The organism is Psychrobacter jeotgali, from assembly GCF_904846315.1.
Classification (GTDB): Bacteria; Pseudomonadota; Gammaproteobacteria; order Pseudomonadales; family Moraxellaceae; genus Psychrobacter; species Psychrobacter jeotgali.
Genome location: NZ_CAJHAF010000001.1, coordinates 1,472,045 through 1,495,083, shown reverse-complemented (window position 1 = coordinate 1,495,083; position 23,039 = coordinate 1,472,045). Strand labels below are relative to the sequence as shown.

At 42.8% G+C, this 23,039-nt stretch carries 19 protein-coding genes and 3 tRNA genes; 12 read left to right on the top strand and 10 right to left on the bottom strand.

What is annotated here, in order from left to right:
- Positions 1 to 78: 78 nt before the first annotated feature.
- A complete protein-coding gene (locus JMX18_RS05955; protein ID WP_201585691.1) occupies positions 79 to 1,233 on the top strand; it encodes a type I glyceraldehyde-3-phosphate dehydrogenase in 1,155 nt (384 codons plus the stop codon).
- 96 nt (positions 1,234 to 1,329) lie between these two features.
- Positions 1,330 to 1,420 (top strand) — tRNA-Ser (locus JMX18_RS05950).
- An 84-nt stretch (positions 1,421 to 1,504) separates the two neighbouring features.
- Here JMX18_RS05950 and JMX18_RS05945 read toward each other — a convergent pair.
- The 5 genes from JMX18_RS05945 to JMX18_RS05925 form a co-directional block, all read right to left on the bottom strand.
- The gene (locus JMX18_RS05945; protein ID WP_201585689.1) at positions 1,505 to 2,239 is read right to left on the bottom strand and encodes a hypothetical protein; all 735 of its coding nucleotides are present in this window, start codon (positions 2,237 to 2,239) and stop codon (positions 1,505 to 1,507) included.
- 276 nt (positions 2,240 to 2,515) lie between these two features.
- Complete coding sequence (locus tag JMX18_RS05940; RefSeq protein ID WP_201585687.1) at positions 2,516 to 2,851, bottom strand: CopG family transcriptional regulator; 336 nt, start codon at positions 2,849 to 2,851, stop codon at positions 2,516 to 2,518.
- Positions 2,852 to 3,125: 274 nt separating this feature from the next.
- Positions 3,126 to 3,201 (bottom strand) — tRNA-Asn (locus JMX18_RS05935).
- A gap of 416 nt (positions 3,202 to 3,617) precedes the next feature.
- Positions 3,618 to 3,693: transfer RNA gene (locus JMX18_RS05930), tRNA-Asn, on the bottom strand.
- Between the two features lie 232 nt (positions 3,694 to 3,925).
- On the bottom strand, positions 3,926 to 5,128 hold the full coding sequence (locus JMX18_RS05925) for a pyridoxal phosphate-dependent aminotransferase (RefSeq protein ID WP_201585685.1): 1,203 nt from the start codon (positions 5,126 to 5,128) through the stop codon (positions 3,926 to 3,928).
- Positions 5,129 to 5,513: 385 nt separating this feature from the next.
- Between JMX18_RS05925 and JMX18_RS05920 the strand changes: the two genes are divergently transcribed.
- The 7 genes from JMX18_RS05920 to JMX18_RS05890 all read left to right on the top strand — a co-directional run bounded on the left by JMX18_RS05920 (position 5,514) and on the right by JMX18_RS05890 (position 13,551).
- Positions 5,514 to 6,254 carry an SDR family NAD(P)-dependent oxidoreductase gene (locus JMX18_RS05920; protein WP_201585683.1) on the top strand — a complete coding sequence of 247 codons (741 nt, stop codon included), beginning with the start codon at positions 5,514 to 5,516 and terminating at the stop codon, positions 6,252 to 6,254.
- A gap of 170 nt (positions 6,255 to 6,424) precedes the next feature.
- Positions 6,425 to 8,176, top strand: coding sequence for an NAD(P)/FAD-dependent oxidoreductase (locus JMX18_RS05915; RefSeq protein WP_201585675.1), 1,752 nt, complete (start codon positions 6,425 to 6,427; stop codon positions 8,174 to 8,176).
- Between the two features lie 184 nt (positions 8,177 to 8,360).
- Positions 8,361 to 9,395 (top strand): DUF1365 domain-containing protein, encoded by a 1,035-nt coding sequence (locus tag JMX18_RS05910; RefSeq protein WP_201585673.1) that lies wholly within the window; start codon positions 8,361 to 8,363, stop codon positions 9,393 to 9,395.
- Between the two features lie 317 nt (positions 9,396 to 9,712).
- A complete protein-coding gene (locus JMX18_RS05905) occupies positions 9,713 to 11,203 on the top strand; it encodes an SAM-dependent methyltransferase (protein ID WP_201585671.1) in 1,491 nt (496 codons plus the stop codon).
- Between the two features lie 12 nt (positions 11,204 to 11,215).
- Positions 11,216 to 11,626: a DUF2177 family protein gene (locus JMX18_RS05900; protein WP_201585669.1), complete on the top strand. Its 411-nt coding sequence runs from the start codon at positions 11,216 to 11,218 to the stop codon at positions 11,624 to 11,626.
- Positions 11,627 to 11,746: 120 nt separating this feature from the next.
- Entirely contained in the window at positions 11,747 to 12,262 is a 516-nt protein-coding gene (locus JMX18_RS05895) for an acyl-CoA thioesterase (RefSeq protein ID WP_201585667.1), read from the top strand.
- Between the two features lie 218 nt (positions 12,263 to 12,480).
- Positions 12,481 to 13,551 carry a cation diffusion facilitator family transporter gene (locus JMX18_RS05890; RefSeq protein WP_201585665.1) on the top strand — a complete coding sequence of 357 codons (1,071 nt, stop codon included), beginning with the start codon at positions 12,481 to 12,483 and terminating at the stop codon, positions 13,549 to 13,551.
- 95 nt (positions 13,552 to 13,646) lie between these two features.
- Here JMX18_RS05890 and JMX18_RS05885 read toward each other — a convergent pair whose 3' ends face one another.
- Both JMX18_RS05885 and dps read right to left on the bottom strand, forming a co-directional pair.
- Positions 13,647 to 14,627, bottom strand: coding sequence for a glutathione S-transferase family protein (locus JMX18_RS05885; protein WP_201585663.1), 981 nt, complete (start codon positions 14,625 to 14,627; stop codon positions 13,647 to 13,649).
- A gap of 178 nt (positions 14,628 to 14,805) precedes the next feature.
- Complete coding sequence (gene dps, locus JMX18_RS05880) at positions 14,806 to 15,288, bottom strand: DNA starvation/stationary phase protection protein Dps (RefSeq protein ID WP_201585661.1); 483 nt, start codon at positions 15,286 to 15,288, stop codon at positions 14,806 to 14,808.
- Positions 15,289 to 15,601: 313 nt separating this feature from the next.
- Here dps and uvrB point away from each other — a divergent pair, with 313 nt between their 5' ends.
- Together uvrB and JMX18_RS05870 are read left to right on the top strand one after the other, a co-directional pair.
- The gene (gene uvrB / locus JMX18_RS05875; protein ID WP_201585659.1) at positions 15,602 to 17,716 is read left to right on the top strand and encodes an excinuclease ABC subunit UvrB; all 2,115 of its coding nucleotides are present in this window, start codon (positions 15,602 to 15,604) and stop codon (positions 17,714 to 17,716) included.
- A 221-nt stretch (positions 17,717 to 17,937) separates the two neighbouring features.
- Positions 17,938 to 18,318 (top strand): hypothetical protein, encoded by a 381-nt coding sequence (locus JMX18_RS05870; RefSeq protein ID WP_320158320.1) that lies wholly within the window; start codon positions 17,938 to 17,940, stop codon positions 18,316 to 18,318.
- A gap of 156 nt (positions 18,319 to 18,474) precedes the next feature.
- Here JMX18_RS05870 and JMX18_RS05865 read toward each other — a convergent pair whose 3' ends face one another.
- Positions 18,475 to 18,990 (bottom strand): hypothetical protein, encoded by a 516-nt coding sequence (locus tag JMX18_RS05865; protein WP_201585657.1) that lies wholly within the window; start codon positions 18,988 to 18,990, stop codon positions 18,475 to 18,477.
- Between the two features lie 334 nt (positions 18,991 to 19,324).
- Here JMX18_RS05865 and recJ point away from each other — a divergent pair, with 334 nt between their 5' ends.
- Entirely contained in the window at positions 19,325 to 21,166 is a 1,842-nt protein-coding gene (recJ, locus tag JMX18_RS05860) for a single-stranded-DNA-specific exonuclease RecJ (RefSeq protein ID WP_201585655.1), read from the top strand.
- 54 nt (positions 21,167 to 21,220) lie between these two features.
- Here the strand turns inward: recJ and JMX18_RS05855 are convergent, their stop codons facing one another.
- Positions 21,221 to 21,856 carry a trimeric intracellular cation channel family protein gene (locus tag JMX18_RS05855; protein ID WP_201585653.1) on the bottom strand — a complete coding sequence of 212 codons (636 nt, stop codon included), beginning with the start codon at positions 21,854 to 21,856 and terminating at the stop codon, positions 21,221 to 21,223.
- A 37-nt stretch (positions 21,857 to 21,893) separates the two neighbouring features.
- Positions 21,894 to 23,018, bottom strand: coding sequence for a multidrug resistance efflux transporter family protein (locus tag JMX18_RS05850; RefSeq protein WP_201585651.1), 1,125 nt, complete (start codon positions 23,016 to 23,018; stop codon positions 21,894 to 21,896).
- Between the last annotated feature and the right edge of the window lie 21 nt (positions 23,019 to 23,039).

Sequence of the window (23,039 nt, the reverse complement as noted above, 5' to 3'; positions counted from 1 at the left end):
CTTTCATTCTAATCTATATTCAGCGCAACACGCTCTAATAAGCTTTTGGGCTTATCATACTTATAGCGATTCATTTATATGCCTGATTTTTCTAGTACCTCTTACCCTCTAAATACTAAAACCAAAGTGTCACCTATGAGCAATTTGGATAATAAGTCATCAGACCAGCCTTTGCGCATAGCTATCAATGGCTTTGGACGTATAGGGCGCAATGTACTGCGTGCATTATTAGAGCGCTTTGAAGTGCTGGGTCGAGCCATTCATGTGGTGGCGATAAATGACTTGGCACCGGCTGATATTTTGTTGCATCTGCTTAAGTTTGATAGTACGCATGGACGTTTAAGCCGTCTAGGGGTCAGTGCGGATATCGTCAAAGAGCCGATAGAGGGTCACTACGAAACCGAGCTTTGTCTGACCAAAAACAATTATACTTACTGCATTCGTCTGCTCTCTGAGGCCGATCCTGAGCAGCTCCCGTGGCAAGCGCTGGATATCGATGTGGTACTAGAATGTACCGGACACTTTCGTTCTTATGATCAAGCCTATTTGCATATTAAGGCAGGAGCGCAGCAAGTCATTATCGGTGCGGCGCCCTTTGATAACGTTGATGCTTGTATCGTGATGGGGGTCAATACCGATCAGCTTACCAAGCAGCTACCGATTATCTCGAGCGTCTCTTGTACCACTCAGGCTTTGGTGCCACTTATTGACACCCTTGATAAGGCATTTGGAGTGAGCTCAGCGATGATGACCGAGATTCATGCGGTCACCGCTGATCAAACCGTACTCGATCAAGCGCACCGTGATCCACGGCGGGCGCGGGCGTCAGGGCACAATATTATCCCTACAACATCTAGTAGTATAGCGGCAACCGAACGGGTGTTGCCAGCGATGGAGGGTAAGATTAATGGTCACTCTATTCGGGTGCCGACTATCGATGTTGCAGCTATCGATGTGACTTTTGTATTTAATACGCCGGATGTCAGTATTGAGTCAGTACGAGAGGCGCTTAAGACGGCGAGCCAAGCGCACTTAACTGATATCATGGCTTATACCGATGAGCCGCTAGTCTCTAGTGATTTTATTCATCAAACTGAATCGCTTATTATCGATGGTCAACAACTTATGCAAGTAGGCGAACAATATAAAGTGTTTGCTTGGTACGATAATGAATGGGGCTATGCCAATAGGTTGCTCGACATGTGTCTGCATTTGGCCGCAACCAAACCCTAATTTATCCATTCAATAGACTCATAATATAAAATAATTTAAATTTTTTGGGTTAGGCTATTGCATTATCATTTTAGATCGCTATAATGATGCACCAATGGAGACGTGGCAGAGCGGTTGAATGCACCGGTCTTGAAAACCGGCAAGGGTTCATAGCCCTTCGTGAGTTCGAATCTCACCGTCTCCGCCAAATTAGCAGTAAAGAATAAAAAAAGCCCCAATCAATTATGATTGGGGCTTTTTTTATTGAAAGTTTTAACACATATTACGTCGCTTACTTAATCAGCTGTTTACTAAACTCAACTTGCTCACCATCGCTAAGGGTTAGTATACCTTCATCAATGGTAATATTAACATCTTGAGCGTTTCTGATAGCTCGCATTACGTTAATATCTTCGATACTACTCTCAATCACTATCTTCCCCGACTGCTCAGGCATAATAGGCGGATCAAAGGTCGTTAAAGGCACATTAAAGCGTTTGCCTTTAGTCAGTTTTGCATCTTGCATCATTAGCTTCCCTCTAAAGCTCTCGATAGCTACACTGCCATGATTGGATAGCATAAATTGTAGTTTGACCTGATTGAGGCTATCACTATCGCTAGTCTTAATAGGTAACAGGGCGATAGGGTAGGTTTGAGTATTGATCAATATGGTTTGTCGACTCCCAACAATAGGGCTTCTCTCACCTGTAGGGTTGTTAGGATGCAAGCGCTCATATTCACGCTGTTGGGTAAGTGCTTGGCCAATGGTGGTGCGTGGCATAGCTCCTGACTCATAGGCACCGCTCAGCTTCATGCGCAGCATATAACGGCTGAGCAGCTGCCTATCGCTTGCAGATAGCTGCTCAAAACTATCGCCCAGTCTTTTTTGCCATTGGTCTGAATCAGTGGGAATAGTCTGTTTGGTAGGATCACTTTGCGGCGCAGAACAGCCACTAACAGTAGGAATGAGACCTAATGAGATTAATATCAATAGAATGGCACTGGAATATTGCTTTAAACTATTCACGATTTATCTCCTTATAAATCTTTTCCTTATGAGCTTTGTTAAGCCGTATTATTATTTAAATCATAGTCTAATATACCGTTTTTAATAGCATAGTAAGTATAAATATCACTAAATAGGGTGTTTAATTTTGTAGAAGGTGGTTTACAGTAAAAGCTACAGATTAAGAATGAGTCTTACAAAAGTCAAAAAGCCAAGCACTGTAATAGTGCCTGGCCTTTTGGCTTTACTATAAACTATATTTTCAAGCAGTTTTGATTAACTATGGCAAAACCGAGCTTATTTCTGCTCTTGATCTTGGAGTTCAGATAAGGGGTGAGTAATATTGTTGTTATGAGTGACTACGATAGCTTCATCGATAATGCGTTGACTGACACCACGCTTGCGCAGAGTCTCAATAAATACCTCATCATGGGCTAAAGTATAGTCTTGATGATCACGATCAAGGCCTTGGCGAATGTAAAGGCGAATCAGCCCTTGAATGCGTTTAAATCCAAGCTCTGATGACGTTGCTTCTAGTAGCTCTATCATCTCCTCAGAAAGACGAATGCTAATCGGACGCATGACTTTTTGGGGGTGATCAGAGAATTTATTTTTTATGCGTACAGGTATCATAATAAACCGTTACTTAAAGTGAGTAGGAATAAAGATATTGAACGAAAGCTTCTGGTAATTATGTGCTTTTTCAAGATTAATGTCTGCTTAATTGGCTTACTTTTACGTTAAATAGCAAAGAGATAAGGGTACAGACGATAATAAGTTACTATATATAGATACCATACAACAAAACCACTTAAAAGAACACCGTTTATCAATGACCACCGTTCCGTATAAAATCAACAGCCATAAAAAAACCTTCATCGGTAACGGATGAAGGTTTTTTATAATATGGCTCCCCAACCTGGGCTCGAACCAGGGACACACGGATTAACAGTCCGACGCTCTACCAACTGAGCTATTGGGGAATAAGCTGTGATAACTGCAAATTTACTAAATTAAACTCTAATTAGCTTTGAGCTTGTTTGCGTTATGTGGGGCACATTTTAGCCAAGTCATGATTGTCTGTCAACCTCGATAAGCCAATATTTATAAATATTTACTAAGTTTTGGCTAGGATATGCTTTTTTTAGGATAGAGCGCAGACTTTCTCCCTCTAAGCGCTGTAAAAACTAAGGCTATAAAAAGCATAAAATTTTAAAATCGATGCTGTTAACTGCGCTTAGTCTTTATTATTTAAAATAGCTAGGAAAGGCCAGTGAGAGCAATATTAACAGCCATAAAAAAACCCTCATCAAAGTGATAAGGGTCTTGGCAAATGCCATAATCGAATCAAAACGATTCAAAGTAGTATCAAGCTGCGAATAAAACAGCTTGTAGAATATGGCTCCCCAACCTGGGCTCGAACCAGGGACACACGGATTAACAGTCCGACGCTCTACCAACTGAGCTATTGAGGAATAAGCGGTAATTAACTTACTGCGAGCTTAGCGCCAACGGTGATGAGTTGTTGCTAAGTGGGGCGTATTCTAGCAAAGATAAAAAATAGGTCAAGCCTTTTTTATAATTTTGCCAAATATTATGCTTTTAATGACTTAAATAGTCTTTTTCGCATCAGTTTTACTACCTTTGATTATAAAAAGACGCCCATTAATGGACGTCTCAGTTTAGATTCATTCGACAACCGATAACCTATTCAGCAACATCTAAGTCAGCCACTGCTTTTTCGATACGGGATAGCGCATCTTTTAATGTAGCTTCATCGGTAGCGTAGGAGATACGCATATAGCCACCAAGGCCAAACGCATCGCCTGGTACTACGGCAACGCCGACTTTATCCAGTAACCATGCTGAGAACTCAGTGCAAGAGGACAGGCCAGCGGCTTTAATCAAAGGTTTGATATTTGGGTAAACATAGAAGGCACCGTCTGGACGTAGGCAAGTGATGCCTTTGATGGCATTCAAACCATCGACTACCAAATCACAACGCTGCTCAAACGCTTCAATCATAGGGGTAAGGACGCTTTGATCGCCGCTGATGGCAGCTTCGGCAGCGACTTGGCTGATTGAGGTCGGGCATGAAGTCGACTGCGATTGTACCTTTTTCATTGCGCCAATCAGTTTGGCAGGACCGCCAGCATAACCGATACGCCAGCCGGTCATCGCATAGGCTTTTGACACCCCATTTAAGATAATAGCGCGTTCTTTTAATTCAGGTGCGGCGTTTAAGATGTTATAAAACTTGTCACCCGTCCAGCGAATGTGTTCATACATATCATCTGATACCACGTAAACGTGCGGATGTTTTTTGAGCACTTCAGCGAGGCCTTTTAATTCTTCTAAAGTATAAATCATCCCTGTGGGATTAGAAGGGCTGTTGAGTACCAACATTTTAGTTTTGTCAGTGATGGCATCTTCTAATTGCTGCGGGGTAATTTTGAAATCTTGCTCGGCTGGGCATTCAACGATAACCGGTTTGCCCTCTGCAATGATGACCATGTCAGGGTAGCTGACCCAATACGGCGCTGGGATGATGACTTCGTCGCCAGCATTGATAAAGGCTTGAGCAAGGTTGAAAAACGATTGCTTACCACCGACTGACACCAAAATCTCATTCATCTCGTAGTTGATGTCATTATCGCGTTTGAACTTCTCAATAATGGCTTTTTTTAGCTCCGGCGTACCATCGACTGCGGTATATTTGGTAAAGCCATTATTAATGGCCTCGATAGCAGCTTTTTTGACATGATCAGGGGTATCAAAATCAGGTTCGCCGGCACCTAAACCAATGATGTCTTTGCCTGCTGCTTTAAGCTCTTTGGCTTTATTAGTAATAGCAAGAGTAGGCGATGGCTTGATGTTATTGACACGGTTGGATAGTTGTAATTCGCTCATGGAATATCCTTTTTTATAGGTGAGTGGAAGTTAGGAACAGTAATGGTGGCTACGGATAATTATTGTAGCATGGCTATATAGTGCTGTCTTATAGCGCTATAAAAGAAAATATAGCATTTAGCGACGGTATACATAATTCGTCTTTGAACATTGAATTGTGAAGTAACAACAATAATCGCTTTACCGCATATGGTAATTATGCGATTATTTAGCTTTAATGAATAAATGGCTGTTAAATATAAGATTTATTTTAATAATGATTATAGTTGAGCAGAAGTAATTTGCACTCTTTGGTCTTTGGTCTTTGATCTTTGATTGACTATCGATTCGCTTATTTCTTAAAGCCGATTATATTTTGAAGAATATTTTAAAAAGGATTTTTAAAATGACCGACTCTCCTCAAAGCTTACATATTCTTATTACCGGCGCTACTTCTGGTATTGGCAAGCAAGTAGCCAAAGACTATTTGCTAGATGGGAATACAGTCTACACGGTTGGGCGTGATGACGAGGCATTAGCTGAATTGAAAGAGCTTGGCGCGACAGCTATCGATTTGGACCTGATGGATAGAGAAAAAGTGATTGCTGCATTTGCTGAGATCGACCAAGTGGATTTGGCGATTTGCTGCGCCGGCACCTGCGAATATTTAGACATGCCCAACTTTGACAGTGAGTGCTTTATGAAAGTGATATCTATTAATTTGGGAACACTTTCGCACGCTATCGAAGGAGTATTGCCCAAACTGATAGCGTCAAAAGGACGCTTGGTGGGTATAGGGTCAGCATCTGCTTATGTGCCTTTCCCGCGTGCTGAAGCTTATGGCGGCTCCAAGGCGGCGATTCATTATCTGATGAAAACCTTGCAAATTAGTCTAGCGCCATACGATGTGGCGGTAAGTTTGGTGGTTCCGGGCTTTGTTGAGACCCCGATGACTAAGCAAAACGATTTCCCTATGCCTTTTTTGCAGACCACCGAGCAGGCAAGCCGAGCAATTCGTGATGGTATTGCTAATGGTAATGAGGTTATTGAATTTCCCAAAAAACTCACCTTGCCATTAAAAACTTTAGGCGCATTGCCCGATATGGTTTGGCAACAAGTCACCACTAAGCTGTATAAAGAGGATTAATAGAGTCAAAAATATCACAAACGATACAGTGCTACTGGTATTAATTTTGCGCAGCCTCTGTCGGCGTAGGCACAGCACGCAAGTAAAATTTTTACCAGTAGCACGTGGTAAGAGATTATCAGTTTTATTGTATATCGACTATAACACCCAAAGTAAGAGAAACTGCAATTATGTCATTTATCCGCTCAAAGCGTGCAAAAGATAAAAGTAACCATAAGAGTAATCAAGTGGGCAAAATGAAAAACACTGATAATGCTAACCTTAAAAAGCGCATAGCTATTATTGGTTCCGGGGTGTCAGGTTTAACTTGTGCGCACTATCTAGCAAAGTTGCATGACGTAACTTTATTTGAAGCTAATGACTATATCGGCGGACATGTTAATACCATCGATGTGGCGCTACAAGCGGATAAAAAAGTAAAGTGGCCGTTTATAAAAAATAAGCACGTTGAAACCAGCGCCATTGATACCGGATTTATCGTCTTTAACGAGCGTACTTATCCTAACTTTTTTCGTCTGCTGCACGATTTGCAAGTGCCGTTTCAAGCGACTGACATGAGCTTTTCGGTGAAAAACACCGCGCTTAATTTTGAATATAATGGGCATACCCTTAATACCTTATTATCACAGCGCAAAAACGTCTTAAACCCGATGTTTTGGCAATTTATCAAAGACATTCTGCAGTTTAATAAACATATCAAAGCGCTGCGCCAAGACTATGACGAGGCGCGAGTGAGCGCTAAAGACACCAGTGCTTTTACTAAGCAGACTTTGGGCGGTTATTTAAGCGCTAAGGGCTATGGCAAACTGTTTACGGATAACTATCTACTGCCGATGGTATCTGCTATTTGGTCAACCAGCCTTGAAGATGTACAAGATTTTCCGCTGATATTTTTCGCCCAGTTTTTTGACAATCACGGTCTGCTTGATGTGGTCAATCGTCCGCAGTGGTTTACCATCAAAGGCGGCTCAAAGCAGTATGTCAATAAGCTCATTCCGCGCTTTGTAAAGGCGGGTGGTACAGTACGAGTAAACAGTCCGGTACAGTCGGTTAGTCGCCGTGATAACGAGGTGAAGTTACTGGTTGCTAATAAACTCAATGATGATTTGCAAGAGCTGGTATTTGATGAGGTGATTTTTGCTTGTCATGCAGATGTGGCGCTGCGTTTACTTAGCGATGCCAGTAATGATGAGACTGAGGTATTGCAGAATTTTCATTTCACTAAAAATACCGCAGTTTTGCATACCGATACCAGCGTTTTACCCAAAAAACCGCTAGCTTGGGCGAGCTGGAATTATCTTATTAATAATAAGTTAAACAACAAGCTGGATGAGATAAGTGGCAAAAAATCAAAGCGGCCTGTACTTAATCAAGCCGCGTCAAAGCCGGTACTCACTTATCATATGAATATTTTGCAACGCTTAACCAAGCAGCATAATTATTTGGTCACGCTTAATCCAGTTATTTTAAATAACGGTATCGATGAGGCGCAAATTATTAAAAGTATCGATTACAGTCATCCGGTGTTTGATAATGAGATGATAGCGGCGCAAGGCGCGTGGCCTCGCATCTCTAGTAATGGATCGCACACTCATTTTTGCGGGGCATATTGGTTCAATGGCTTTCATGAAGATGGGGTGCGTAGTGGCCTTAGGGTTTGTCAGGCGCTCGGTAGTGCCATCGATATCAAAGACAAGGTTGATCCCAGCCATTTGCCTGACAGCGATACGGCGCACACGCCTTTTCGCTATAAGGAATTGCCTGTTAAAGCCGATAAAAGCTCGCGCACCCTTAATAAGCGCCAAGTCCTGACCGCAAGCACCAATCAAGAGCTAGTAGACTATATCGCTACCTTACAAGCAAGCATCACGCCGGTTAAGAAAAAGCGCGGTTTATTTGGACGCCGTAAAGCAAAGAGTTAATGAACTATTTAGAATATTTGACGTATTCTAAAAAGAGCATAGTGCTACTGGGATGAATTTTGTGCAGCCTCTGGAGTGACGGAGTCGCACAGCAAGCAAGGAAAACTTATACCAGTAGCACATTCAAACCTATGTATCAGTTTCAACCGACTACAGTAATCTCGAACCCATAAAAGAGAACGTTATGCCCGCCAAAGAGCAGCCGTCCAACGATAAAGCGACCAACGCAGCCACGATGCCGCATCAGCTATTTCATGGCACGACGTGGCACAGTCGCTTATTACCGAGTGTGCATAAATTTGCTTATCCGTATCGGTATTGGGGGGTCAACTTTAGTGCTTTGGCGGCCGGGCAGGCGCTGCCTGAAGTTAATGCGAGCGTGAGTAATAAGCTTCTAAACAGACTACCCTTTAATAAAATATTGGCAAAAGCTTTGCCGTTATTTTCTGCTCAGCACCGAGCCTTGCAGCAATTTTACCCTGCTGATTATTTGCAGGAACCAGAGAAAAAGAATGCAAATAGCGTTAATGAGACGACTAGCAGCAGTACAGTTAACAAAATCGATGACGACGTTAATCCCGTGCAAGCGCTAATGCAGCGTTTAAATCAAGCCTTCATCCATCATACGGGTAGCGCTCCTACAGGCGATATAATGGGAATGCTGGTTTGCCGTAATGTCGGTATTTATTTTAGCCCTGTGAATTTTTATTTAGGTTTTGATGAGGCGCAAACACCGACCCATTTATTGGCTGAGGTCTCTAACACCCCTTGGGATAAGCGTCATTATTATGGGTTTTTATTGGATGGAGCAGAGACTGAGTTTTGTCACGATAAAGACTTCCATGTGTCGCCATTTAATCCTATAGACCAATTGTATCGCTGGCAGGTGTCCGTAAAACAAGAGATAGGAAAAAATGCAGCAGCAAAGCGTGAAGTAGGAAAGGATAAAGTAAAAACCAAGCCAAATAATGGCTTGCAGGTTCGTATCGCTATCAATATCAGTGACGAGCGCGGCGAAGTGCTCAAAACAGGCATAAAAATGACCGGCGAAATGATGACTGCTCAAAGTATTCAGCAAAGCCTAAAGAAAAACCCACTGATGAATATGACCTCACTAAGCCGTATTTATTGGCACGCTTTTAAGCTGTATGCCATCAAAAAAGTCCCTTATATTAATTACGATGAAAAGCTGGCGGACAGTCAGCAACAAGAAAAATAAAAGGTATCAAAAAGTAATGTTTGACCTAAGTAGAGTCGATGCACTTTAAAAATGAGATAGCGCTGCTGGGATGCTTTTTTTAAATATGGGTTGCGCAGCCTCTGTGAAGTATACGCAAGCAGCCAGCAAGTAAAATTTATACCAGTAGCGCACTTAAATCTATAACAGTTTGTTTTCAATTGACTATAAATATTTGTGCTAGATAGTATTTAGCTAACTATTAGCTATAACGCTGCAAATACAGTATTTCAAGGAAAAGTCTATAAAAATAGTGGGTAATAAATTTATTTACGCTATCACAAAAGGATACTAGCAGCATGGCCGCACGCCCAACCGATCGTACGCCGACCTCAAAAATAGAAAAGCTCAGTGCCAAGATTAGCCAAACGATAAGTACCAGCACCGCTTTAAAACCAGTTAACCAAAGCCTAAATTATTTGGCTAGAAAGGCGATATTTCGCGCTTTAAAGCATCTGCAGTTTGGGAGCTTAACCCTCATAGAGAACTTCGGCCAGGCTGCACCAAGCCAGCAAACTTTTGGTCAAATCTTTGGTGAGCCTGTCAAAGACTCTGCAATCGGCAAAAAAGAGCAGCAGCCAGCTCAGCTCACCAGCTCTAAGGTAGGTCGGCATTCTCTACATGTGACCTTGACGCTTCATGATAGCAGGGTCTATCGTAGACTGCTTTTGGGGGGTTCGATTGCCCTTGCTGATAGCTATATTGAAGGCCAGTGGGACACTGATGACTTGACCGGACTGATACGTTTGGCGGCGCGTAATTTAGCGGTATTAAATAAGCTTGAGAACCGTTTTGCTGGTATCAGTAAGGCGTTTGAAAAAGCCAACCATCAGCTGCGTAGTAATGATGCCGTAGGCTCCAAGTCTAATATCTTAGCGCATTACGATTTGGGTAACGAGATGTATCAGCGGTTTTTAGATGAATCAATGATGTATTCATCCGCCGTCTATCCAGCAGCAGATAGCTCGCTTAGCGAGGCTCAGCAGCATAAGCTTGAGCTTATTTGTCAGCGTTTACAATTAAGTGCTGACGATAAGATTATTGAGATTGGCACCGGTTGGGGTGGTTTTGCCATTTATGCTGCCCCCCATTATGGCTGTCATGTGACCACCACTACGATATCGGATGCGCAATTCAAAGAGGCAGAGCGCCGTGTTAAAGCAGCGGGGTTATCTAATAAAATTACGCTATTAAAACAAGATTATCGCAAGCTAACTGGGCAATATGACAAACTGGTGAGCATTGAGATGATTGAAGCCGTGGGTCATGAGTATTTGCCCACCTTTTTTGCTAAATGTAATAGCTTGCTTAAGCCAACAGGGCTGATGGTTTTGCAAGCCATTACCTTTAATGACCAAAATTATAAGAGCTATCTAGAGTCAGTGGATTTTATCCAGACCCACATTTTCCCAGGTGGCTGTTTGCTATCCAATCAAGAGCTAACCATCCAATTTACCGAACAGACCGACATGGTCATCAAGCAATTACACGATTATGGTTTTGACTATGCCTACACTTTGCGTGATTGGCGTGCTGCGTTTATGGCACAGCATGAGCAAATAAAAGCGCTTGGCTATGATGAGGCCTTTATCCGTTTGTGGGAGTTTTACTTCTGCTACTGTGAAGGTGGGTTTTTGGAGCGCACAATAGGCGTGGTGCAAGTGACTGCGGTGAAGCCTGATAATATCGATACGCTGCATTTTTCTGATTTGCCAGCAGCTCATGGAGTAGCTAAAGAGCTTTATCCTAGTTTTCCAAAATGTTGCGATGAACAAATAACCATCACATAAAAGGATTTTATCATGGGTTATGTTTATATATATCTCGCTGCTGTGGCGATATTTTTGGGTATTGATGCGGTTTGGCTCAAAACTATGACAGGCTTATTTTATGAAAAACGCATCGGCCATTTGCTAGCTGATGAGCCCAATATGGTCGCTGCTGGCGTGTTTTATATGTTTTATTTATTGGCGCTATGTCTGTTGATTTTATACCCACAAATCAAAGCCAATGCTTCCATTGGCCATATTTTCCTGTTGGGCGGTCTAATAGGGTTGATGGCGTATGGTACTTATGACTTTACCAGCTTAGCACTGTTCAAAGGTTATACTTTAGATGCCGCGGTGGTGGACTTCATCTGGGGTGGGTTATTGACAGGTACGGTCAGTGCTATTGTGGCGTGGTTGGCGTATCGCTTTCATTGGTTAAGCTAAATTAGAGTCAGTATCTCTAATTTATGACCGACAAGACACTGTCATCAGGTGAGTAGTTTGCGCTACACTGGTTTATATTTAGAGATTACTTTCAATTAATAACCGCTTACAAGGAATATTATGGCACAGTACAATACCACTTCAACGGCTAAAAAAGCGCCTTTAAACCATGAATTATATATGTCAGTGCTTATGACGCCTGATATGGCAAACTTCATCGGTAACGTCCATGGTGGCGATCTGCTAAAAATGCTAGACCAAGTAGCTTACGCTTGCGCCAGCCGTTATAGTGGTCATTACGTAGTAACTCTATCTGTTGACCAAGTGATGTTCCGTGAGCCTATTTATGTCGGTGAACTGGTCACCTTTGCTGCTAGTGTTAACTACGTTGGCAAAACTTCTATGGAGATTGGGATTCGGGTAGAAGCAGAAGACGTGCGTGCACGCACCATTCGTCATACCAACAGTTGTTACTTTACCATGGTAGCTATAGATGACAATGGCAAGCCTACACCTGTTCCACCACTCGATATCAAGAGCGACTTGCAGCAGTGTCGTTTTGACGCCGCAGAAGAGCGTAAAAACTTGCGTATGCAAAGCTCAGATCGTCCTAGTTGTGATTTAGATAGTTTTTAAAATCAAATAGCAACATCGTTAGAAAATCTACTAATACGGTCAATAAGAACTACTAAAAGTAGTAAAAATTAAATATCTCAAACATGATTCATTAAAAAAGTTACTGTTCTTGCAGGGTAATTATTTTAGGCTAATTCTATTTCCCTAAATACTCTTTAGTTTATTATGCCAAATTATAATTAATTTGCCATGACAGTAACCCTTTTATTGAGCTTATTATGAGTTTAAAGCCTTCTATCGCCAACCCTCAACTTCATCTTGATGAAACATCAAAACCAACCACTTCAGGTGCACGCGGTGCAGGTCAGCCTAATAATGGCGAACCTGAGTCTAACGATGATAATAAAAATTCAAGCTCATTAGTGACAGTGCTAATAGCAGTAGGTGCCAACCTTATTATTGCTATTGCCAAAACTATTGCCGCATTTATGACTGGTTCTGCTTCTATGATAGCGGAGTCGGCGCATTCTTGGGCAGATGCAGGTAATGGTGCCCTGCTTATTGTCGCTGAAAAAAAGGCGGTCAAACCTGCGGACAAAAGCCACCCTTTAGGTTATGGCAAGGAGTCTTATGTCTGGTCGATGATTGCCGCATTTGGTGTGTTCATGGCCGGTTCTATCGTCTCCATTTATACAGGTATCACTGAGTGGAACGCTGCGGAGACCGAAACCAACTATACGATTGGTTTTATTATTTTAGCAGTAGCTTTTGTGCTCGAGGGTTTCTCATTAGTGCAAGCTTATTTGCAAAGTAAAAAGCACGGAGAGCAATTAAACATAAGTGCGATTGGCTATGTTGTCGATACTTCTAATCCAACACTACGTGGGGTATTCTTCGAAGATTTAGCGGCGGTCATAGGTTTGGTTATTGCGGCTGCCGCTATGGGTATGCATGCTTACACTGGACAACCATTTTGGGATGCGCTCGGCTCTATTATCGTTGGTCTCTTATTAGGCGCAGTAGCGATATTTTTGATCAGTCGTAATCGTGATTTTTTAGTCGGACATAAAGTATCTGATAGTATGCACCGCTACGTGCTAGGAGAACTACTTAGTCACCCTGACATTGATAGCGTCTCTTATCTACATTTAGAATGGGTAGGGCCTAAAAAGATATTTATGGTAGCAGCAGTGGATATTAAAGATAATCAGCGAGAGAAAAATATTGCTGAAAAGTTTGAAATTATTGAAAATCAATTCCGTGCTAATCCGTTATTTCAAGAAGCTATCTTGACGTTATCAGCGCCTAATGACAGTCTTTTGAGTTTGGATAGCAAACAAGCGGTTTAGAAGAGCACTGATTGAGAGATTATAATATAAAAAAGAAGCCTCAAACTATAGAGTAATTTGAGGCTTCTTTCTGATAGTCTGCTTGCGAGCTTAATTTATGATAGATGTGCACGATCATGGGAGCTATCAAAGTCAATAGCAGGGCCAACCGGCACAATCTCTGTTGGATTGATAGTATCGTGGCTAGCATAATAGTGAGTCTTGATGTGATCCATATTTACGGTCTCTGCAATACCTGGTACTTGGTATAAATCACGCACATAACCCCATAGATTTGGATAATCGACAATACGGCGAATGTTGCATTTAAAATGACCGACATAAACCGGATCAAAGCGCACTAACGTTGTAAACAAGCGCCAATCGGCTTCGGTTATTGTATTACCGGTAAGGTAACGTTTATCTGCTAAGCGTTTCTCTAAAGTATCTAACGCTTCAAACAACTCAGTAACCGCTTCTTCATAAGCTTCTTGAGTGGTGGCAAAGCCTGAGCGATAAACACCATTATTGACTTTAGGGTAAATAAAAGCGTTCAGCTCATCAATCTCATCGACTAGCTTTGAGGGCAAAAAGTCAACTGGTAAAGCCCCAACGTCATCAAAGGCAGAATTAAACATACGAATGATCTCAGAAGATTCATTACTGACGATAGTATTGGTCTTTTTATCCCATAATACGGGTACAGTCACACGTCCAGTATAATCAGATTTTGCTGCGGTATAAATCTGGTGCATGTAGTCGGCGTTGAAGATAGGATCGGAGATTACGCCTGTACCTTCTGCAAACGTCCAGCCATGCTCACGCATAAAGGGATGAACCGCAGAGATGGAGATCATATCCTCAAGCCCTTTTAGCTTACGGTATATCATCGTGCGGTGTGCCCAAGGACAAGCTAAAGACACGTACAAATGATAACGATTGGGTTCAGCTTTGAATCCGCCAGAACCTGATGGGCCTGCGCTACCATCTTTGGTAATCCAGTTTCTAAACCCCGACTCTTCACGCTGAAAACGTCCGCCACTAGCATCCGTATCGTACCATTGGTCTTGCCATTTACCATTAACGAGTAAGCCCATAATTACCTCCTATTTTAATTGTAAGTGCTGCATCTATTGTTAGTTTATCTAATGATAGGTATTGTATATGATAGCACTACTTAATACTATGTGGTGGTCTAAAACTGTAAACTATAAAAAAAGGCTACCTCTTAAGGCAGCCTTTTGGTCATGAAATAAATATTTACTTAATGTTATCTTATTTTTTTGGAGCGTTAGCACCAATAAACCATGCGTCTTTATCAATGATACGGCTAGCTTCTGTTAGCAAGTCGGCAGTATCTTCATCGCCTGCATCTCCTACAGCATCAATAGCTTCACGTAGGGCTTCGGCTACTGTTTTATAGCGAGATGTGATCTCACGAACATGCTCATCTACTTCAGTAATGTCCGTAGGATAAGGTTTTAAAATAGAGTCTTCGGCAACACGGCTAGAGATACCATTTGCTTTACCGCCCAAAATCACTACACGTTCAGCGATAGTATCTGAGATTTCACGGATACGTGCTGTGGTTTCATCTAGTAGCTGATGTACACCGATAAATCCAGTGCCTTGTAGATTCCAGTGGCACTGCTTGCCATCTAAAGTCAAATCGATGACGTTGGCTAAGTTTTTATTAAGGATATCAATAACTTTTTTTGCAGTTTCATCACTGATACCACTTGCATAACGTTCTCTCATATTTTGCTCCTTTATTTTAGGTTTTATTAGATATTGGATTAACTTTTAAGCGCTTTATTAATTGTACTTATTGCTTACTAATTAATTCAGTACCTATAGTATCAACTTATTAGAATGAATGAACCCCTATGTTTTAGGCTTTGTTAAGGGGTCGTGTAATGACTTTGTTAAGCATGAAAAGCTTTGTAAGTTTGGCACGAGAAATGGCATTGTCTTTGATTGAGAGACGAGTCCACCCGCCTTTAAAAACCACCTCAAGGCCCCCACATTGTTATAAACCTTACTTCTTATAAAAACCAGGAAAAAATCAAACATGCGTATGCCCGAACCGCGCTCGTCGCGTCAGTTAAATCAATTGGCCACTCAGCTACAAGGCGAAGCTGAGATCACTGGTGTCAATGCGTCAGGGACGCAAATATCAAGCCGTGCCTTTGAAATGTTCACTGATTTTGAGCCAGCAGGCGATCAGCCACAAGCCATTGCCAAGCTTGTGAAAGGCATCGATGCTGGCATGGATGAGCAGCTTTTGCTTGGGGTCACCGGCTCGGGTAAGACTTATACCATGGCCAAAGTTATTTCTGAGTGCCAACGGCCAACGATTATCATGGCGCATAACAAGACCCTTGCTGCGCAGTTGTATGGCGAGTTCAAAGCGTTTTTCCCTAATAATGCAGTCGAATATTTCGTCAGCTATTATGACTACTATCAGCCTGAGGCTTATGTAGCAGCAAGCGATACCTTTATTGAAAAAGACAGCGCCATTAATGATCATATCGACCAAATGCGTCTGTCAGCGACTAGGGCACTGCTTGAGCGCCGTGATGCGATTATCGTGGCTTCGGTCTCTTGTATTTATGGTTTGGGCGATCCTGAGAGTTACCTGAAAATGCTGTTGCATGTGGTCGTAGGTGACAAAATAGATCGCACGGCGACCATCAAGCGCTTGGTCGAGATGCAGTATACCCGTAACGAGCTGGACTTTGGCCGGGGTACTTATCGCTTACGCGGTGAGCTTCTAGATATTTATCCCGCTGAGTCTGAGCAGCTCGCTGTACGCGTGCATCTGTTCGATGATGAAGTAGAGAAGATCACTTGGTTTGATCCTTTAACGGGTAAGACCGTACGCAGCGTGCCGCGTATCACTATTTATCCTAAATCGCATTATGTCACCCCGCGTAACCGCTTGGAGGCGGCTAGCCATACCATTCGTGATGAGCTGGAGGATCGGCTAGAGTACTTCCGTGATAATAATAAATTGATCGAAGCCCAGCGTATCAAAGAGCGTACCCAGTATGATCTAGAGATGATTCAGCAGCTGGGTTACTGTAACGGCATTGAGAACTACTCGCAGCATCTCTCTGGCCGTCCGTGGGGCGAGGCGCCGCCGACGCTATTTGATTATATTCCAGAAGATGCGCTGTTATTCATTGATGAATCGCACGTGACGGTATCGCAAGTCGGTGCCATGTATAAAGGCGATAGATCACGTAAAGAGAACCTCGTGAATTACGGCTTTCGTCTGCCAAGTGCGATGAATAACCGTCCAATGAAGTTTGAAGAGTGGGAGCGCATCAAACCCAAGACCATTTATGTTAGTGCGACCCCTGCGCAGTATGAGCTTGAGCATAGCGAGCAAGTGGTTGAGCAAGTGGTGCGTCCAACGGGGCTGATTGACCCTGAGATTGAGATTCGTCCGGTTCTCACGCAGGTCGATGATGTGCTCTCGGAGATTACCAAACGCCGTGAGCTTGATGAGCGCGTACTTATTACCACTTTGACCAAGCGCATGTCGGAGGATTTAACCAGTTATCTTAAAGAGTACGATGTCAAAGTCGCTTATCTACACTCTGATATTGATACCGTTGAACGTATGCAGATCATTCATGAGCTGCGCACTGGCGTGCATGATGTATTGGTTGGGATTAACCTACTACGTGAAGGTTTAGATATGCCCGAGGTATCGCTAGTGGCGATATTTGATGCCGATAAAGAGGGCTTTTTGCGCTCTGAGCGTGCGCTGATTCAGACTATTGGGCGTGCTGCGCGCCACTTGAATGGTAAGGCTATTCTTTATGCGGATCGTATTACGCCGAGTATGCAAAAAGCAATAGAGGAGACCGATCGTCGCCGCGAAAAACAAGTCGCCTTTAACCTTGAGCATAATATTACCCCGAAAGGCGCACGCCGAAACGTTACCGATAAAATTGATACCGGTGAAGATTTGGATGCTAATGACAACCAAGCGATTCCAGTTAAAAGTAATCTGCCCGATGTGGATATCAGTATCCTCAGAAGCCCTGATCTGCTGGCTAAAGAGATCAATCGCCTTGAGAAGTTGATGAAACAATTCTCCCGTGATTTGAAGTTTGAAGATGCGGCGAAGACTCGTGATAAGGTGCTGGAGCTTAAAGCGCATTTGGTACAATAAAGAGTTTCGATAATAGTAAATGTAGATAAAATAGTAGAGATCAGCGCAGCGACAATGGAAATGATTTTAGACTGGTGCGCTGAAATCCTTACTAAGCGCAAACGCAGGTTTACACAGTCTATATTCAATTTTCTGAACCTTTACTATACGATAAATAAGTATGGCATAGCGGGGTTGAGCTCGTTTTATTTGAATATTTTGAACCATAAGGAATAGTTATAATGGACGTAAAGTCGTTATTTAAAAAAGAGGTAGAAAAACAATTACTAGATGTCGATGACTACATCTTTACGCCTCAAAAAATCGATATAATGATTGATGACGGCGATCTCAGCTGTGTGCTAAACAGTGATGGTAGCGTCAATATGTTTTATAGTAAGCAAGGCATAACAGATGTAAGAGCAGCGGCTCGCAAGCATCCTTTTACCGCATTCGAAACTGAATTACAACATGGTATTTATGATGACGTGATTGAAGATTTGGTCGATGGGGTCAATGAGATTATAGATAGTCATTCTAAGTACTTTCGTATGGAAAAAGCCATACCTATGGCGGCAGCACTAGGAAGTGGCGCTGTCATTACCGATGCCGATAAATATTAGATCTGCTAGATGATTAGTTATAAAAAAGCGCTATCAGGATATTGAACTGATAGCGCTTTTTTTGTTCCGAGCTCGTCGCATAGTAAAGACATTCAACAAAAAAACCAGCTAAGAGAATCCTCTTAACTGGTTATCTGTTTTTATTACCATTAAAGCTTAAACATTTTTACCATGTTCTTTTTTCTGAATATCTTTTGCTAGGGTGTAGCATTCATTGATGTGATCAAAAGAGATTTTTTTAAAGATCATATAGCCCATAGTGGCAGCTACCATTTGACCGCCTAGGGGAATGAACTTGGTAACCTGTTTAGCCGCTATACGTCCACCAAAGCCCTGCATGGCTTTTTTGACAATACCACGAGTAGCCATAAGACCAGCAAAGTCAACCGTACGGTCTTTTAGAGCATTCCAGTGTACTTCACGCGACTGTAAGTCAACTGCCGATTCACGACCTTCAATCAGTCCAAAACGCTCACTAATCTCTGGCAATAGATGAGTCAACATGCCAGCATCGACGGCTACATCAAAGAAGGGAATAGGAATAATAGCCACACCTGCTGAGATTCTAGCGCGTTTTTTGACTAGTTTTTTACATTCCTTTTTAACTTTATCTAAGTCTAAACTAGGATCGATGGTGTTAGGAAGCTTTTCTGCTTTTGGGGTTGTTTTCATGGAATATCCTCATAAATGGTGAAAAATATAAATAAATGCCGATTTGATAAACACTTGCGCTTTAATAAACACTTGATAGTTTAATAAAAATCTCGCAGATGATAGATATCTATAATAGTTACTATTTTATGGATTTACCGGCAGCATACAATCATAGCTTTGTAGCAAAATGCAGAAAATTGCCGTAACTGTGCACGGTTTTTGTAACTACCAGTTAGCATAAATTTAATTACATGCCTTGTAAATAGAGTTAATAGACTGAGTATTCTTAGCTTATTATTTAACATGCTAAATTGATATTGTGACTGTCTGCTAAAGACAGTAGAATACGCTCATGCTAAATTTAACCCCCCGTTTTACCGCTACTCGTATTGACGAGTTACCTGCTGCGCTGCAAGCGCTTGCTGCCCAATCCTTTACCTTAGCTAGACTTTATGCTGGCCGCGGTATCGTGCATCCTGACGAGCTTGATACTGGGCTGTCAGGTCTATTGTCTGCTGAACAGCTGCATGGCATTACTGAAGCCGTGCGTCTGTTAGATCGTGCTATTGATGAGAGCCTGCGCATCTTAATCGTTGGTGATTTTGATTGCGACGGCGCTACTAGTACGGCGCTGATGATGCGTGCCCTAACTAAGATGGGCGCCAATGTTGATTTTCTAGTACCCGATCGTTTTAAGTATGGTTATGGGCTCACGCCTGAGATTGTTGAGCTGGGCATCGAGACTTATCAGCCTGATTTGATTGTTACCGTCGATAATGGCATCTCTAGTCATGCAGGTGTAGCACGAGCGCAGGCCGATGGTATTACCGTTATTATTACCGATCATCACCTGACCACCAAACCTGTGCCGCCAGCTGAGGCGGTAGTTAATCCCAATCAGCTCGAATGTGGCTTTGATAGTAAGGCTTTGGTTGGAGTAGGAGTGGCGTTCTATGTGTTAGGACGCTTGGCAAAATTGCGCCGTGAGGCAGGTAAATCTACCGTACAAGTCAGTCAGTATCTCGACTTAGTGGCTTTGGGCACTATTGCTGATGTAGGAGTACTTGATAAAAATAACCGTATTTTGGTGCATCATGGACTAGCAGCTATTCGGCAAGGTCGCTGTTGTTTAGGTATTTTGGCACTGCTTGAGCAAGCAGGCCGTGACCCCAAACAAATGCAAGCGCAGGATTTCGGTTTTGTGCTTGGTCCGAGGATTAATGCTGCTGGGCGCATGGATAATATGCGTATTGGTATCGAATGCTTGTTGACTGAGGACTGGAGTAGCGCCCAGCGTCTGGCGCATGAGCTTGAACAGTTAAATCGTAGCCGCCGACAGGTCGAGGGTGAGATGCGCGCGCAAGCCGATGCTATCGTACAGTCTTTGAATGCGGATGCTGATATTAATAGCAGTGATGACGATGACAATGCGGGCTTGGATGATTATCAACATGGCGATATTATTATTCACAGACCTTCTAAGCAAAGAGCAGCTGAAAACGATAAACGCAGTATTGTGCTATATAAAGATGACTGGCATCAAGGCGTGATCGGTATCGTCGCTGGACGTTTAAAAGAGAGCCATTATCGTCCCAGCATTGTATTTGCGCCAGCGGATACTCAGCGCACCGGTGATAATGATGCGATTAAAGGCTCAGCACGCTCGATTGCTGGCGTGCATATTCGTGATGCGATTGAGCAGGTTGCTGAGCAGTATCCTGATTTGATTAGTCATTTTGGTGGTCATGCGATGGCAGCGGGCTTGACCCTCAAGCGTAGCAACTTCGATGACTTTGTCACGGCCTTTAATGAGGTGATGGCGGAGCTTGATGATGAGGTGTTTGCGGAGCAAAAGTTTACCGATGGCGGCCTACAAGCGAGTGATTTTAGTTTATCATTTGCTGAGCAGTTAACTAACGCTAGCATTTGGGGACATGGTTTTGCCCCGCCGATATTCGATGGGGTATTTGAAGTACTCAGCTTTAAGATTCTAAAGGACAAGCATCTTAAGTTATCGCTACGTTATCCGGGTGTGCAATATCCTATTGAGGCGATTTATTTTAACTTTGACCATCAAGTATGGGACTACCGCGCCCAGCAAGTGCACTTATTATTTGAGCTTGATATCAACGAATGGAATGGCAAACAGAGCTTACAGCTGATGGTCAGAGACTTAGCTGTCATTGAGCCGTGATTGAGCGCTGAGTGAACATTGATAGCTTTAATAAACCCGCTGTTTTTTCTTAGCCTAATCAACCAAGCGAATAGAAGGCAGGTGCCAATCAAAACGTAGGGCTAAAATCCGTACCCAAAAGATAATACCGAGCATAATAAACTCATTTAATCCTGGATTTACGCCCAAGCTATCGAGCACTAAGTAAGTGACTGACCCTGCAATACTAGCGGTAATATAAATCTCACGTTGTAGCAGTAGCGGGATTTCGTGACAAATAATATCGCGCATTAATCCGCCAATAACTGCCGTCCAAACGCCCATCAAGATAGCAATAAGGGGCGCCATATCTTGATTTAACGCCACTTTGAAGCCGATAACACTAAACGCTGCCAAGCCAATAGCATCGAAGAGCTTAAGCGCTCGATCAATCTTATGATATAAATGGAAAAAGATCTGCAAGATAAGCGAGGTTACGGTGATAACGATAAGGTAATTGAGATCAGTCATCCAAAATAAAGGATGGCGATCCAGCGCTATATCACGTAGTGTACCGCCGCCCACGGCATTGGCCATTGATACCAAGATGCAGCCGGCAATATCAAAGCCTTTATGCTGCGCAAGTAAAGTACCAGCGACGGCACAAGCAATTACCCCAACCATATCTAATAAATACAACAAGATATCAGGAAAAATCAAATCATTGACCATGGTTATGTACCCAGTTGATTATTGTCTATCAATATTTTTAGCCACCTTTAGCAAATAACACCAGTCCTAACACAATTAGCGCAATACCTATTAGCCCCATCATTGAAGGTAGCGCATTATCTAGCAATATTATGCCGCCGATCAATGCGAATATAACCTCGCTAGCTTGAGTGGAATCCACACCAGCGACTTCACTTGAGGTTAGCGCTTGTTCACGCGCATACAAAAACAGGCTGGTCGCCGCCACGCCAGCCAGTAAGGCCACTAGCAAAGTGTTGAAAAGCTGCGAAGTATTAGGCAGTTCAGGTCGCACCATCATGCCTAAAATCAGCCAGAATGGCAAACTGCCAAGCGTCATCAGCCAGACCTTGTTAAAAGCATTATGCAAGAGTGTGGTTCTAATGGTAGGGATGCGGGCAATTAGTTTCTGTAATAAAGGTGGAGGCTTGTCAGGGGATAAGTTGAACGAATGGTTATTATCAGCATTATTAAGGACAGGCTTATCTACGAGAGTAAATAAAGAGGCTTCCATTATAAGCTGTGAATCAGCAGGAGGCGGTTGCGCATTTATCTTTTTAGTATTGGAGGACACTTGCCAAACCAGTTGGTTACCAATCGGGTAGCAAAAGGCCGCAACTAGCGCTGGCAAGGCACCGAAAAGTAAGGTTTCAGTCATTGATAGCGCAGAGCTACTGTCTGTTATGATCATGGCGGAGGCACGCAAACCTTCGCTAAGATTGACCAATACTACCCCGAAAAAGACTAGACAGGCGTAGACGACAAACTTTTTATCAAAACGCTGCCCAAAGGCTAATAATACCAATAGACTAGCGACCACAGTGAACATAAAGGTTGCCGCAACCACCCATCCTGCAACGTGGTCTGCAGCGTAACATATACCGGTATAAAACATGCCAAAACCAATACTACCGGTAATGCACCAAAATCCCCAATGCTCCAAGAATAGCGTCGTCAATGCTTTGATCCGCCCAAAACCATGTTGCATGGTGATAATGGCGGTGAGTATCAGCCACATAAAAACGTAACGTAAACTGGCTGACCAAAACCAATGACCGCCAGCGCTACTCATCAGCTCATTTAAGATAAAGGTTGAGCTAAAAAAGGCACCGGCTAACAAGCCCAGCAAAATAAGTTTGACCATCCCTGTGTCCTTAACTTTGCT

Bases quoted from the DNA above. Each gene is read 5' to 3' on its own strand.
- JMX18_RS05895 (WP_201585667.1), top strand. From the start codon at position 11,747: ATGGCACAGTACAATACCACTTCAACGGCTAAAAAAGCGCCTTTAAAC.
- JMX18_RS05920 (WP_201585683.1), top strand. From the start codon at position 5,514: ATGACCGACTCTCCTCAAAGCTTACATATTCTTATTACCGGCGCTACT.
- JMX18_RS05865 (WP_201585657.1), bottom strand. From the start codon at position 18,990: ATGAAAACAACCCCAAAAGCAGAAAAGCTTCCTAACACCATCGATCCT.
- JMX18_RS05910 (WP_201585673.1), top strand. From the start codon at position 8,361: ATGCCCGCCAAAGAGCAGCCGTCCAACGATAAAGCGACCAACGCAGCC.
- JMX18_RS05885 (WP_201585663.1), bottom strand. From the start codon at position 14,627: ATGGGCTTACTCGTTAATGGTAAATGGCAAGACCAATGGTACGATACG.
- JMX18_RS05900 (WP_201585669.1), top strand. From the start codon at position 11,216: ATGGGTTATGTTTATATATATCTCGCTGCTGTGGCGATATTTTTGGGT.
- JMX18_RS05890 (WP_201585665.1), top strand. From the start codon at position 12,481: ATGAGTTTAAAGCCTTCTATCGCCAACCCTCAACTTCATCTTGATGAA.
- JMX18_RS05915 (WP_201585675.1), top strand. From the start codon at position 6,425: ATGTCATTTATCCGCTCAAAGCGTGCAAAAGATAAAAGTAACCATAAG.
- JMX18_RS05855 (WP_201585653.1), bottom strand. From the start codon at position 21,856: ATGGTCAATGATTTGATTTTTCCTGATATCTTGTTGTATTTATTAGAT.
- JMX18_RS05870 (WP_320158320.1), top strand. From the start codon at position 17,938: ATGGACGTAAAGTCGTTATTTAAAAAAGAGGTAGAAAAACAATTACTA.
- uvrB (WP_201585659.1), top strand. From the start codon at position 15,602: ATGCGTATGCCCGAACCGCGCTCGTCGCGTCAGTTAAATCAATTGGCC.
- dps (WP_201585661.1), bottom strand. From the start codon at position 15,288: ATGAGAGAACGTTATGCAAGTGGTATCAGTGATGAAACTGCAAAAAAA.
- JMX18_RS05850 (WP_201585651.1), bottom strand. From the start codon at position 23,018: ATGGTCAAACTTATTTTGCTGGGCTTGTTAGCCGGTGCCTTTTTTAGC.
- JMX18_RS05905 (WP_201585671.1), top strand. From the start codon at position 9,713: ATGGCCGCACGCCCAACCGATCGTACGCCGACCTCAAAAATAGAAAAG.
- JMX18_RS05955 (WP_201585691.1), top strand. From the start codon at position 79: ATGCCTGATTTTTCTAGTACCTCTTACCCTCTAAATACTAAAACCAAA.
- JMX18_RS05940 (WP_201585687.1), bottom strand. From the start codon at position 2,851: ATGATACCTGTACGCATAAAAAATAAATTCTCTGATCACCCCCAAAAA.
- recJ (WP_201585655.1), top strand. From the start codon at position 19,325: ATGCTAAATTTAACCCCCCGTTTTACCGCTACTCGTATTGACGAGTTA.
- JMX18_RS05925 (WP_201585685.1), bottom strand. From the start codon at position 5,128: ATGAGCGAATTACAACTATCCAACCGTGTCAATAACATCAAGCCATCG.